Source organism: Brevundimonas poindexterae (assembly GCF_020524625.1).
Taxonomy (GTDB): Bacteria; Pseudomonadota; Alphaproteobacteria; order Caulobacterales; family Caulobacteraceae; genus Brevundimonas; species Brevundimonas poindexterae_A.
In genome coordinates, this window is sequence record NZ_JAIVLL010000002.1 from 682,237 (window position 1) to 694,648 (window position 12,412).

At 65.3% G+C, this 12,412-nt stretch carries 15 protein-coding genes; 12 read left to right on the plus strand and 3 right to left on the minus strand.

All coding sequences use genetic code 11. The annotated features are described in order from the left end of the window. Positions 1-59 precede the first annotated feature (59 nt). The 8 genes from groES to LC068_RS09745 all read left to right on the plus strand — a co-directional run bounded on the left by groES (position 60) and on the right by LC068_RS09745 (position 7,449). Positions 60-347, plus strand: coding sequence for a co-chaperone GroES (gene groES, locus LC068_RS09715; protein ID WP_123288102.1), 288 nt, complete (start codon positions 60-62; stop codon positions 345-347). 54 nt (positions 348-401) lie between these two features. Continuing rightward, positions 402-2,048 carry a chaperonin GroEL gene (gene groL / locus LC068_RS09720; RefSeq protein WP_226636716.1) on the plus strand — a complete coding sequence of 549 codons (1,647 nt, stop codon included), beginning with the start codon at positions 402-404 and terminating at the stop codon, positions 2,046-2,048. A 278-nt stretch (positions 2,049-2,326) separates the two neighbouring features. Then, on the plus strand, positions 2,327-3,283 hold the full coding sequence (locus LC068_RS09725) for an ABC-three component system protein (protein WP_226636718.1): 957 nt from the start codon (positions 2,327-2,329) through the stop codon (positions 3,281-3,283). 52 nt (positions 3,284-3,335) lie between these two features. Further along, a complete protein-coding gene (locus LC068_RS13870; RefSeq protein WP_319002498.1) occupies positions 3,336-3,524 on the plus strand; it encodes an ABC-three component system middle component 8 in 189 nt (62 codons plus the stop codon). Further along, a complete protein-coding gene (locus LC068_RS09730; RefSeq protein WP_226636720.1) occupies positions 3,511-5,307 on the plus strand; it encodes a DUF2326 domain-containing protein in 1,797 nt (598 codons plus the stop codon). The genes LC068_RS13870 and LC068_RS09730 overlap by 14 nt, the downstream gene beginning before the upstream one ends. Then, positions 5,301-5,834, plus strand: a complete 534-nt coding sequence (locus LC068_RS09735; protein ID WP_226636722.1) for a hypothetical protein — start codon at positions 5,301-5,303, stop codon at positions 5,832-5,834. The genes LC068_RS09730 and LC068_RS09735 overlap by 7 nt, the downstream gene beginning before the upstream one ends. Before the next feature lie 281 nt (positions 5,835-6,115). Next, positions 6,116-6,769 (plus strand): LysE family translocator, encoded by a 654-nt coding sequence (locus LC068_RS09740; protein ID WP_226636724.1) that lies wholly within the window; start codon positions 6,116-6,118, stop codon positions 6,767-6,769. 128 nt (positions 6,770-6,897) lie between these two features. Beyond that, complete coding sequence (locus LC068_RS09745) at positions 6,898-7,449, plus strand: CC0125/CC1285 family lipoprotein (protein WP_226636726.1); 552 nt, start codon at positions 6,898-6,900, stop codon at positions 7,447-7,449. Positions 7,450-7,475: 26 nt separating this feature from the next. On the opposite strand, the gene LC068_RS09750 is transcribed toward LC068_RS09745, so the two are convergent. Next, positions 7,476-8,216, minus strand: a complete 741-nt coding sequence (locus LC068_RS09750) for a DUF6065 family protein (RefSeq protein ID WP_226636728.1) — start codon at positions 8,214-8,216, stop codon at positions 7,476-7,478. 82 nt (positions 8,217-8,298) lie between these two features. Here LC068_RS09750 and LC068_RS09755 point away from each other — a divergent pair, with 82 nt between their 5' ends. Genes LC068_RS09755 through LC068_RS09770 form a run of 4 tightly spaced genes read left to right on the plus strand, consistent with a single transcriptional unit; the run spans position 8,299 to position 10,730 of the window. Next, complete coding sequence (locus LC068_RS09755) at positions 8,299-8,901, plus strand: prolyl-tRNA synthetase associated domain-containing protein (protein WP_226636730.1); 603 nt, start codon at positions 8,299-8,301, stop codon at positions 8,899-8,901. Beyond that, positions 8,902-9,819, plus strand: a complete 918-nt coding sequence (locus tag LC068_RS09760) for a thioredoxin family protein (protein WP_226636732.1) — start codon at positions 8,902-8,904, stop codon at positions 9,817-9,819. It abuts the gene before it with no gap. Between the two features lie 10 nt (positions 9,820-9,829). Beyond that, a complete protein-coding gene (locus LC068_RS09765) occupies positions 9,830-10,489 on the plus strand; it encodes an LON peptidase substrate-binding domain-containing protein (RefSeq protein WP_226636734.1) in 660 nt (219 codons plus the stop codon). A 46-nt stretch (positions 10,490-10,535) separates the two neighbouring features. Beyond that, the gene (locus tag LC068_RS09770) at positions 10,536-10,730 is read left to right on the plus strand and encodes a Trm112 family protein (protein ID WP_209119621.1); all 195 of its coding nucleotides are present in this window, start codon (positions 10,536-10,538) and stop codon (positions 10,728-10,730) included. On the opposite strand, the gene LC068_RS09775 is transcribed toward LC068_RS09770, so the two are convergent. Next, on the minus strand, positions 10,727-11,056 hold the full coding sequence (locus LC068_RS09775) for a hypothetical protein (protein ID WP_226636735.1): 330 nt from the start codon (positions 11,054-11,056) through the stop codon (positions 10,727-10,729). The genes LC068_RS09770 and LC068_RS09775 overlap by 4 nt on opposite strands. After that, entirely contained in the window at positions 11,056-12,309 is a 1,254-nt protein-coding gene (locus tag LC068_RS09780) for a UbiH/UbiF/VisC/COQ6 family ubiquinone biosynthesis hydroxylase (protein ID WP_226636736.1), read from the minus strand. The genes LC068_RS09775 and LC068_RS09780 overlap by 1 nt, the downstream gene beginning before the upstream one ends. Positions 12,310-12,412: the final 103 nt, after the last annotated feature.

The following is a 12,412-nucleotide window of genomic DNA, read 5'->3' on the forward strand; positions in this document are numbered from 1 at the left end:
CTCGACCTGTGGCTGCCAAAGCCGGGGCGGGGGACCATTCCAAAGGGAGATACACACAGATGGCGTTTCGTCCTCTCGGCGACCGCGTGCTGGTCAAGCGCGTGGAAGAAGAATCCAAGACCAAGGGCGGGATCATCATCCCCGACACCGCCAAGGAAAAGCCCCAGGAGGGCGAGGTCGTCTCCGTCGGGCCCGGCGCCCGCGACGACAGCGGCAAGGTCAATGCGCTCGAGCTGAAGGCCGGCGACCGCATCCTGTTCGGCAAGTGGTCGGGCACCGAGGTCAAGATCGACGGTGAAGACCTGATCATCATGAAGGAATCCGACGTCCTGGGCGTGCTTTCCTGAGCACCCGGCGCCTGATTTCACGCACACAAACAGATAGATAGGGAGCTGCCGCACATGGCCGCCAAAATCGTACAGTTCAACACCGACGCCCGCGACAAGATGCTGAAAGGCGTCAACGTCCTGGCCAATGCCGTCAAGGTCACCCTGGGGCCCAAGGGCCGCAATGTGGTCATCCAGAAGTCGTTCGGCGCCCCGCGCTCGACCAAGGACGGCGTCTCGGTCGCCAAGGAAATCGAGCTGGAAGACGCCTTCGAGAACATGGGCGCCCAGATGATCCGCGAGGTCGCCTCCAAGACCAACGACAAGGCCGGTGACGGCACCACCACCGCCACGGTGCTGGCCCAGTCGATCGTCCAGGAAGGCCTGAAGTCGGTCGCCGCCGGCATGAACCCGATGGATCTGAAGCGCGGCATCGACAAGGCCGTCGCCGCCGTGCTGGCCGAGGTCAAGTCCAACGCCCGCAAGGTCTCGGCCAACTCCGAAATCGCCCAGGTCGGCACCATCTCGGCCAACGGCGACCAGGAAGTCGGCGACATGATCGCCAGGGCCATGGAAAAGGTCGGCAACGAAGGCGTCATCACGGTTGAAGAAGCCAAGACCGCCGAAACCGAGCTGGACGTCGTCGAAGGCATGCAGTTCGACCGCGGCTACCTGTCGCCCTACTTCATCACCAATGCCGACAAGATGGAGGCCGACCTCGAGGAGCCGCTGATCCTGCTCCACGAGAAGAAGCTCTCCAGCCTGCAGTCCATGCTGCCGATCCTGGAAGCCGTGGTGCAGTCGGGCCGTCCGTTGGTCATCATCGCCGAGGACATCGAGGGCGAGGCGCTGGCCACCCTGGTCGTCAACAAGCTGCGCGGCGGCCTGCGCGTCGCCGCCGTCAAGGCGCCGGGCTTCGGCGATCGCCGCAAGGCCATGCTGGAGGACATCGCCGTCCTGACCGGCGGCCAGGTGATCTCGGAAGACCTGGGCATCAAGCTGGAAAACGTCACCCTGGACATGCTGGGCAAGGCCAAGAAGGTCACCATCACCAAGGACGACACCACCATCGTCGACGGCGTGGGTGAAAAGGCCGCCATCGAGGCCCGCATCGCCCAGATCAAGCGCCAGATCGAGGACACCACCTCGGACTACGACAAGGAGAAGCTGCAGGAACGTCTGGCCAAGCTGGCCGGCGGCGTCGCGGTCATCCGCGTCGGCGGCTCGACCGAGGTCGAGGTCAAGGAGAAGAAGGACCGCGTCGACGACGCCCTGAACGCCACCCGCGCTGCGGTGGAAGAAGGCATCGTCCCGGGCGGCGGTATCGCCCTGCTCAAGGCCACCAAGGCGCTGGAAGGCCTGACCGGCGACAACGCCGACCAGACCGCCGGCATCGCCATCATCCGCCGCGCCATCCAGGCCCCGATCCGTCAGATCTCGGAAAACGCCGGGGTCGAAGGCTCGATCGTGGTCGGCAAGGTGCTGGAGAACAAGGACGCCTCGTTCGGCTTCAACGCCCAGACCGAGGAGTATGGTGACCTGGTGAAGATGGGCGTCATCGACCCCGCCAAGGTGGTCCGCACCGCCCTGCAGGACGCGGCCTCGGTCGCCGGCATCCTGATCACCACCGAAGCCGCCGTGGCGGACGCCCCCAAGAAGGCCCCGGCCGGCGGCGCCCCCGACATGGGCGGCATGGGCGGCATGGGCGGCATGGACTTCTAAAGAAGCCCGTCATCCCGGCCAACGAGGGAGGCGCCTCAGCGCCTCCCGAGGCCGAGCCGGGACGTCCGGCGGTTCATCGCTGAAACAGAAGAGGCGCTCCGGGAGACCGGGGCGCCTTTTTTTATGGGCTTCTTTGAAGTCGGCAGCGAGGTGTATGGGTGCTCAATGGCACCGTTGCGATAGTGCGGTTGAACGCCGCCGGGCCTGTTTCCCTTGGCTGCACGACTAAGTTGCGCAACGATCCGGGAGAATGCGCTTCGGGTGCGGTGGGGATTCGGATGAAGTACGCCTACGAGAACCTCAGTCCTGAACAGTTCGAGCGCCTGGTCGTCTTCATCTGCCAGAAGCTGCTCGGCATGGGAGTGCAGGGATTTGCAACCGGACGCGACGGAGGCCGCGACGCCAAGTTCATCGGCTTGGCCCAACTGCATCCGAGCACCAACCGGCCTTGGGACGGCAAGGTCGTGATTCAAGCCAAACACACGAATGGGCTCAATAAGAGTTGCTCTGAGACCGACTTCTTCAACTCGAAATCCGAGAAGACGACGCTCGGGGAAGAAATCCCCCGGATTGCTCGCCTGAAGTCTGCTGGCGAGCTCGATCACTACATGATCTTCACCAATCGGCGTCTAACGGCGGGAACGGAGGCGATCCTGCGAAATCATATCAGTAGCTCTTGTGGCATCGCCGAAGAGTCGCTTGCGATATTCGGGCTTGAGGACCTTGAGCGGCTTCTGAGGACTTTCCCTGACATCGCAGATCAGGCCGATCTGGACCCGATCGATTCTCCCCTAATCGTCAGCTCAGACGAACTAGCGGAAGTTGTGGAGGCGCTTTTTCGGCAACGCGAGATCTTCGCCGAGGTGGCCGACACGCCGCCCGTGCCTCGCACTACCTATGCCGAAAAAAATATCATCAACAACATGACGATAGACTACGCCAAGGAGATCCGGCGCAAGTTTTTGAAAGAGGCGGCGCAGATCAAGGCCTTCCTCTCAGCGCCGGAGAATGAAGAGCTGCTCCGCGCCTATGAGGCGGTTGTCGACGAGTTTCAGCTGAGAATCCTCGCCAAGCGAAAGGACTATCAAACCTTCGACGAGGTGATGGAGTACCTGCTAAGGCAGCTCTTCGAGCGTGACGCCGTCCTTCGCCAGCGGGCCCACAGGGCACTGACGCGGGCGATGGTGTTCTACATGTATTGGAACTGCGACATCGGAAAGGAAGCGGATGCTTAGGCCCAGCAAGCACGCGCACCCCGATCGCACTGTCGTCTTCGCGGCGATGGTGATGCTATCGCGACTGAAATTCCGGCGCCAAGAGGCCTACTCGGACCTGAAAGGGTATGTGAGAAAGAAGGTTGTGGGAGGGGAAACCCTGTTCCTGCCTTCGCTGAACTTCCTCTTCCTGCTCGGATTGGTGGACTATCATCCTAAGACCGACGCCATCGAATATGTGGGTCCCAATGAGGGTCTCTAGATTCTATTCCAATCAGGGCGACGCCTTTCCGCCGATCGACTTCGTCGACGGTATGAACGTCGTCCTGGCCGAAATCCGCCTGCCGCAGAACCGGTCCCGCGACACCCATAACCTTGGGAAATCGACGCTGGGGAGGCTGCTTGACTTTGGATTCCTAGCTGGCCGTGACCCCAAATTCTTCCTCTTCAAATACCCCGACCGCTTCGAAGGCTACACCTTCTTCTTGGAGATAGAGCTCCACGACGGGACCTATGTGACCGTGAGGCGGAGCGTCGCCAACCACAGCCGGATCGCCTTCAAGAAGCATCAACTTAGTAAGCAGGACTTTTCGGAGCTTGCTGACCATGCTTGGGATCATTGGGATGTCGCCTTCGATCGCGCACGAGAAATCCTCGACAGCCTCCTCGACTGGCGCGCGTTGAAGCCATGGCCCTACAGAAAGGGGCTGGGATACTTCCTTCGGTCGCAGGAAGATTTCCGTGAAGTTTTTCAACTGCGGCGCTTCCAGAACGCTCATTCCGACTGGAAACCGTTCCTCGCTCATCTCCTCGGGTTCGACGGCGAGCTGATCGGGAGTCATTACAGGGCCGAAGACCGCCTCAAGACACTGAGACAGACGGAGGAGACCGTACAATCTGAACTGGGCGGCACGGTTATCGAAACCGGCAAGGTCGAAGGGCTGCTGCTGCTCAAACAGAACGAGGCCGCCAATAAACAGGCACTGCTCGACGCGTTCGACTTCCGAGCGGGAGACAGAGCGGCAACCAGTGCGCTCATCGAGGAGATCGATCAGTCGACGGCTCGTCTCAATGGGCGGCGCTACACCCTTCAGGCCAACCGCAAGAAGATCGAGCTCTCACTTAAAGAGGATCAAATTCTCTTTGATCCGGCCGACGCGCGGGAGCTGTTTGCCCAAGCCGGAGTCCTGTTCGAGGGGCAAATCAAAAAGGACTTCGAACAACTCTTGGCGTTCAACAAAGCCATCACCGACGAGCGGAGAGGTTACCTACTTGAGGAGCGGGAGGAGATCGATGTGGAGCTCGCGGCAATTAATGCCGAACTCAACGCACTCGGCCAGCGGCGGTCGGAGACTCTGCGCTTCCTGACTGACACCGACAGCTTCGCAAAATACCGCCAGCTCTCGTCGGAACTCGTTGTCCTGAAGGCTGACATCACTACCTTGGAACGACAGCGCTCGCACCTTCACAGGTTACAGGAGCTACGCGCAGAAATCCGCGCCGCTGAGGCCGAAATGGGCCAGCTTCAGTCCCGTGTGGAAGCGGACGTCGAGGCCCAGCAGTTCGATCCCGCGTCCAAGTTCTCCCGTATTCGACTGTTTTTCAGCGAAGTCATCGAAAAGGTTCTCAGCCGGAAGGCGCTGCTGAACGTGTACGTTAACAAGCTAGGACATCTGGAATTTCAGGCAGACATTCTCGACGAGAGCGGCAACACGACCAGCGCAGCCGACGGACACACCTACCGCAAACTTCTTTGCGTGGCATTCGACCTGGCAGTCCTGAGAGGGCACCTGCAAGAGAAGTTTCCTCGATTCGCCTATCACGACGGGGTATTGGAGTCTCTCGATGATCGGAAAAAGGAGAACCTGATCGCGGTTCTCCGCGCTCATGCTGACTTAGGAATCCAAGCGATAATTACACTGATCGACTCCGATCTGCCGGCGCGCGTTACTGCCGATTCCCCTATATTCGACGATGAGGAGATTATCCGCATCCTGCACGATGAAGGCGAAGCGGGGCGCTTGTTTCGAGTGCCAGCGTGGTGACCTCAGGTCCGTTGCTTTTGGGGATCCCAGCTGGCGATTGGCTGCAAGCATTCAGCGGCATCATCGGAGTGGTGCTGACGGTCCTTGTGACTCTATGGATAGAGGGGCGGCGGAGACAGGCTGAAGAGCGCGCCGATCTTAGGATTGTCGAGACGGCCGTCCGCGACCTCGAAGACGCTCTCGACGCATGCGAAGCTCCTCTTCCTCATGATCAGAATTTGCAGGGTCGTTTGGCCTTGGCCATAGCGGCGCAGAAGCGACTGCACGAAGCTACCCCCGGATATGAGTTCGCTCGCGCGCAAACCGTAGTTCGCGACCTGACTGTTTTTCGAGAGCTTCGCTATCTGGATGGCGCCCTTGCAAGCAAGGCTGCGACTATCGGCTCTGAGTACAATATTCTGCTCGGGGGAGCGGGCCGCGTGACTGAGGCCGTGTTACAGGTCAATCAAGTCAGGGTGCGTGAGATAGCGGCCTACCTAAGGCCGTTCGTGAGCGGGGCATCCGAGACGCTGAGCGCGAAACTCTAGCTACCTGACGAAACGAGCCACCCGCCCCGGTGCGCCTCAAGGACGCTGCGCGCCGCTGGCGCGGCAGGCCTGCGAGGCCTGTCCTTGACCCGCTCCGGGCCGGGCGACCGGGGCTGGGCGTGTCGGACGCGCGGGGCGCGCCGACGCTTTGGGAGGCGGGGTGGTGTGCGGGGGGAGAACCCCTCCACCACTACGCGGTCCCCCTCCCCACGGGGTGGGGAGGAGACGGGGCGGCGGGCGTTGGCTCTTGACCGCACCCGTGCCCTCGGCCATCGGGCGGCATGACCTATGCCTTGCCCGTCGATCCTGAGCGGTATGCGGCCTTTCTGGGGGTGATGGCGGTGCTGGCGGTGACGCCGGGGCCGGCCAATCTGTTCTCGATCGCCAATGGCATGGCGCGGGGGAAGCGGGCCGTGGTGGTCGGGGTGCTGGGCATGAGTCTGGCGACGCTGGTGTGGTTCACGGCGGCGGCGCTGGGGCTGGGGGCGCTGGTGCTGGCCTTTCCCGAGGCGTTCCGGCTGATCGCCGTGGGCGGGGCGCTGTATGTGGCCTGGCTGGGCGGCAAGGCGCTGTGGGGGGCGGTGCGGGGGCCAAGGGAGAGAGAGGGGCCGGGCAAGCCCGAGCGGCCGAGCCTTTCGCTGGGGCGCAGTGCCTTTTTCGACGGCTTCATGGTGCAGCTGGCCAATCCCAAGGCGGTGCTGTTCTTTACCGCCGTGCTGCCGCCGTTTCTGGATCTGGCGCGGCCGCTGGTGCCGCAGCTGGCGCTGTTCGCGCTGGCGACCGTCGGCATGGATATGATCACCATGAATGCCTATGGCCTGGGCGGGGCGGCGCTGGCGCGGCGGATGACGGCGCCGGGGTTCCGGCGCGGGTTCGATGCGGCGGTGGGGGTGCTGTTACTGCTGGCGGCGGTGCTGATCGGCCTTCGGGTCTGAGGCGGAACCGGGGGCGTTCAGGCTTCGTTCAGGTGGAAAGGCCCTGGCTGGACACAGCCAAGCTCTTGTTTCGGGCGGCGGGTGAGCGCACCTGTTGTCCCGGACGCCCCTCGCTTTCGGAGATGACCATGACCCTTCGTTCGACTCTTCGTCGCCCCGCGATGTTCGCGGTGGCGGCCAGCGCCCTGGCCCTGACGGTCGCGGCCTGTGCGACGCCGACCGCCTATGGACCCATGCAGCCCGGTCGCTCGGGCGGCTATGCCGAGCAGCGGCTGGAGGCCAATCGCTTCCGCGTGGCCTTTGCCGGCAACTCGGTGACCTCGCGCGAGCAGGTCGAGATGTCGCTGCTGTTGCGCGCCGCCGAGCTGACGGTGCAGGAGGGCTATGACTGGTTCGCCACGGTGGACCGGGCGACCGACCGCGACACCCGCTATGTGGGGACGCGCGACCCCTTCTATGACCGGTACTATCGCGGCTGGAGCCCCTACTGGCGCTTCTACCGGGGCGGGGCCTGGAGCCGTTACGACCCGTTCTGGGACGATGTGAATGTGCGCCAGATCGACCGCTTCGAGGCGACGTCCGAGATCCTCATGGGCCGGGGGCCCAAGCCCGCCGGTGACCCCAATGCCTTTGACGCGCGCGACGTGATCGCCAACCTGGCCCCGCGCATCGCGCGCTAGGGCCGGCTGAGGACGCCCCGGCCGGGTCAGCCCAGCCGGGGTGTCTTAAGGCGCCGCTTGTTGGCGTGGGTGTCGGGTGCCGCGCCCAGATCCTCGGGGATCTCGCCCTTGAAGTAGTAGCGCTGCCAGGCCTCCTTGGCGGCCTCGGGATCGCCCTTGGCCAGACGCTGGTTGAAGTCGGTGCGCTGGCGGTTCCAGGCCTCGAACTGGTCCTTCATGCCCGGATTGGACTCCAGCGAGCGGATCACCGGCTGGAACTGCTCGACCTTGCGCGCCTCGATCAGGGTGATGAAGCAGAAGGGCTCGCCGCGCTCGAACTTGACCGTGCAGGGGCGGGTGAAGATCCAGTTCATGGTGAAGGGGAAGGGCAGCCAGTCGGTCTCGATCAGGCCGGTCAGGGGCTGGATGCCGTCCTTGACGTGATTGGGCGCGCCGGTCGCCATCATCTGCCAGCCCGGCGGGGTGCGGAACAGATATTGCGGATGCATGGTGATCACCCCGCGCGAGAAGTGCGAGGTAACGAAGTGGCTGAGGTCGGTGTTCACCCGGTCGGTGCGAATGCGGATGTCTTCCTGACGCGGGCCGCCGTTCCATTCGGCGGTGAAGTCGACCGGGCACAGGATCTCCCAGCCCGTCGTATTGGCCATGTTGAGCGGCAGGCAGCGATAGGGGTGGCGGCTGGCGAAGGCGTCCATCCAGGCGCGCGACTGGCGCCCCGGGACCATGTCCGGCGGCCGGGCCGTCATGGGATAGCACTCCAGTTCCACCTTGGACCCTCCGGTTCGGCGTCGGTTCAGACCTCTCCTCTATCCGGTGGCCCCGCGCGCGGTCAAAACCTATGATCGGAGGATGAGCGCGATCCCCACCCCGCCCCTCGACCGCGACGGCCTGCTGGACTGGATGACCGGCCACGGTCTTCGGCCGCAGACCCACGATCATCCGCCGGTGTTTCGGGTGGAGCAGGGACACGCGATCAAGGCCGCCCTGCCCGGCGCCCACACGAAGAACCTGTTCCTGAAGGGGCGCGGCGACCGGCTGTGGCTGGTCAGCGCGAAGCAGGACACGACCATCGACCTGAAGAAGCTGGCGAAACTGCTGGGCTCGGACCGGCTGTCGTTCGGCTCTGAGGCCGCCATGGTCGAGACCCTGGGGGTGACGCCCGGCTCGGTCACGGCGTTTGGCCTGATCAATGATGTCGGGCAGCGGGTGCAGTTCGTGCTGGACCGGGCGTTGTGGACCGCGGCGGTCGTCAACTTTCACCCCCTGACCAATACGGCGACCACCGCCATGGGCCAAGGCGATTTCCGGCGATTTCTGGCCCTGCTGGAACGGACGCCGGTGGTGGTCGATTTCACAGGGGAAGACGGCCCCGCGATCCTTGACCCGGTTGCTGATCCCGTGCCCGATGACCATGTGGCGTCAGACGCCCCGACCCATTCCGAGGAACCCTGAATGTCCCTGATCGACCCCGGCCAGCCGAACAGCAATGCCAGCCCCGAAGATCTGATCGTCGACGGCTCGGACGCGCAGTTCATGAAACAGGTGGTCGAGGCCTCGATGAGCCGGCCCATCCTTGTGGATTTCTGGGCCAGCTGGTGCGGCCCGTGCCGGCAGCTGACGCCCATGCTGGAAAAGGCGGTCAAGGCCGCCGGCGGCGCCATCGGCCTGGTCAAGATCGATATCGACAAGAACCCGGCCTACGCCCAGCAACTGCGGGTCCAGTCGATTCCGACCGTCTATGCCTTTGTGGACGGGCGACCGGTCGATGCCTTTCAGGGGGCGGTGCCGGAGAGCCAGCTGAAGGCCTTCATCGACAAGCTGACCGGCGGCAAGAGCGGCAATTCCGACGTCGAACAACTGCTGGCGCTGGGCAAGGAGTCCCTGTCGCTGGACGATCTGGGCGGGGCGGCCCAGGCCTTTGCCCAGGTCCTGACGCTGGACCCCGAGAACCCCAGGGCCATCGCCGGCATGGCGCGGGTCTATCTGGCCGACGGCGACCGGGAGCAGGCGCTGCAGACGATTGCCATGGCCGGGCCGAATTCGACCGACCCCGATGTCCAGAGCGTGCGGGCCCAGCTGTCTCTGGGCGCGGCCCCGGTCGCGGACGACAGCGAGCTCAATGCCCTGAAGGACCGGCTGTCGGCTGATCCGGGCGATCATCAGGCGCGCTTTGACCTGGCCGGGCTGATGGCCGCGCGCGGCGATCTGGCCGGGGCGGTTGATGCCCTGCTCGAGATCGTGCGGGCCGACCGGGAATGGAACGATCAGGCGGCGCGCAAACAGCTGCTGACCGTGTTCGAGGCGGCGGGGCTGAACTCTGACGTGGCGAAGGACGGGCGGCGTCGCCTGTCGTCGCTGCTGTTCTCCTAGGGCCGGCGCGGTGGCCCAGGGCATCGTCAAGGTGACCGACCTGCCCCAGGTCATCCCCGTCTTTCCGCTGGACGGAGCGGTGCTGCTGGCGCGCGGTCAGCTGCCGCTCAACATCTTCGAGCCGCGCTATCTGAACATGATCGACGACGCCATGGCGGGCGATCGCATCATCGGCATGGTCCAGACCACCGGTGGTCCCCTCGACCGGCCGCATCTGGCCCCGGTGGGATGTGCCGGTCGGATCACCAGCTTCGCCGAGACCCCCGACGGCCGCTATATGATCACCCTGACGGGCTTGTGCCGGTTCGCCTCGGTCGAGGAGATCGACGCGCGGGCGCCCTACCGGCAGGTGCGCGCCGATTTTCAGGCCTATGCCGCCGATCTGGTCCCCGCGCCGTCCAGTGCAGAGATCGGCCGTCCCGGGCTGCTGGAGGCGCTGGGCCGGTTCCTGGATCACCGGGGGCTGGACATCGACTGGGACACGGCGCGTGAAGCGCCGGCGGAAGCCCTGGTCAACAGCCTGTGCATGGCGCTGCCGTTCGAGGTGGCCGAAAAGCAGGCCCTGATCGAAGCGAAGGATCTGGGGGCGCGGGCGCAGGCCCTGACCGCGCTGCTGGACATCAATGCCGCCGACAGCGGGGACGAGGACGATCCGCCCCCGATGCAATAGGTCGGATGCCGCTGGACGCCCGCGCGGCGGCTTCTATGATTGCGGCATGAGCGACAGTTTCAACACCCCCTCGACCGTCGACCCGCGCCTGCTGGAGGTGCTGGTCTGTCCCGTGACGCGCGGCACGCTCAGCTATGACCGGGCGCGGCAGGAACTGGTGTCCAAGGGGGCCAAACTGGCCTTTCCGATCCGCGACGGCGTGCCGATCCTGCTGGTCGGCGAAGCGCGACAGCTGGACTAGCGACGACAGCGGCCGCGATCGGCCAGGGCTTCGTCGGCGCTGCAGGGCCGGTCGATCAGGAGCCAGCCGGACCCGCTCTTCGCAACGACGGTCGACAAGCCGACCCAACTGCCCGACCCCGCCCGTTCCTCATAGCGACAGACCCATTCCGATCCCTCTTCGGGGATGAAGTCACACTGCACCCCACGCAGTTCCGGAGCCTCGTTCCGGTCTGTTCCCAGAAGATCGGCAAGCACGGCCGGGGCGGGACCCGGAGGGTCATGGGACGCCGCCGTCGCGCATCCCCCCAGCCCGATCACCAGGGCGGCGACGAGCGGCCCTCGCATCAGACCGCCTCACCCCTGAGGAGCTTCGGCAGGTCGCCGGTGGCGCCGCCGGCTTCGTGCATGAAGGCGCGGCGCAGGGGGGCGATGCGGTTTACCGCGGCCATGCCGAGGTCGCGGACCGCGCGGACGGGCGCGATGTCGTTCGAGAACAGCTTCACAAAGGCGTCGAAGGCCAGGGTCAGCGCCACGGTGTCGAAGCGCCGCCACTGGGCATAACGCTCCAGTACCGGCTCGGCGCCGATGTCCTCGCCCAGCAGGCGGGCATCGGCCAGAACCTCGGCCAGGGCGGCCACATCCTTTAGCCCCATGTTCAGCCCCTGCCCGGCGACCGGGTGGACCCCGTGGGCGGCATCGCCGATCAGGGCCACGCGCGGCGCGGTCATGGCGGTGGCGAGGCTGAGCTCCAGCGGATAGACGAAGCGCGGTCCCTCGGGCCGGACCTCGCCGAGGAAGTCGCCGAAGCGCCGCGTCAGATGGGCGAGGAAGGCCCTGTCTGAGGCGCTGCGCAGGGCCTCGGCCGCGCGGGTCGGCTCGGTCCAGACCAGACTGGCGCGCTGGTCCGTCAGCGGCAGGATGGCGAAGGGTCCGCCCGGCAGGAAATATTCATGGGCCACATTGCCGTGGGGCTCGGCCATGCGGACGGTCGCGACCACGCCGCTCTGGCCATAGGGCTGACGGATGACACCGATCCCGGCGGCGTCCCGCACCACCGACCGCCGGCCCTCGGCCCCAACCACGAGAGACGCCCGCACGCGCGAACCGTCCGAGAGGGTCACGGTGGAGCGGCCGATGCCGGTCTCGACCGCCGTCACCCCGACCGGGGCGCGCACGGTCACATCGGTCTCGCCCAGTGCCCGCGCCAGCGCCACGCGCAGACGGCGGTTCTCGATCATATAGCCGAGCGGTTCGCCCCCGGTGGAGGCGCCGATCTCGTCCGCGTCGAAGCGCAGGAAGGCCGACGACGGGGCGCGCGCCGCGGCCCCCGGGCGCCGTCCGTCGGTCACCAGAATCCGGTCCATCCGGCAGGCATGCGGGGCCAGATCCTCGCCCAGACCGAGCGTGTGGAGCATGCGGTAGGTCGAAAAGGCGATGGCGGTCGAGCGGCCGTCGAAGGTGGGGGCCAGCTGGGCCTCGAACGGCTGGGGATCAACCACCGTCACCTCGAGCCCGGCCCGATGGAGGGCCAGGGCCAGGCTGGCCCCGGCCAGGCCGCCGCCGGCGATCAGGACGTCGGTGTCTGTGGTCTCGCTCATGCCCCCTTGTCGCGCCGGGAAGGCCGTCCGTCCAGTGCGGCGAAAGGCCCTCGCGAAGGGGCGAGGCGGCCGGTGAGGTAAACAGCCCCTTAACCCTCCTTCG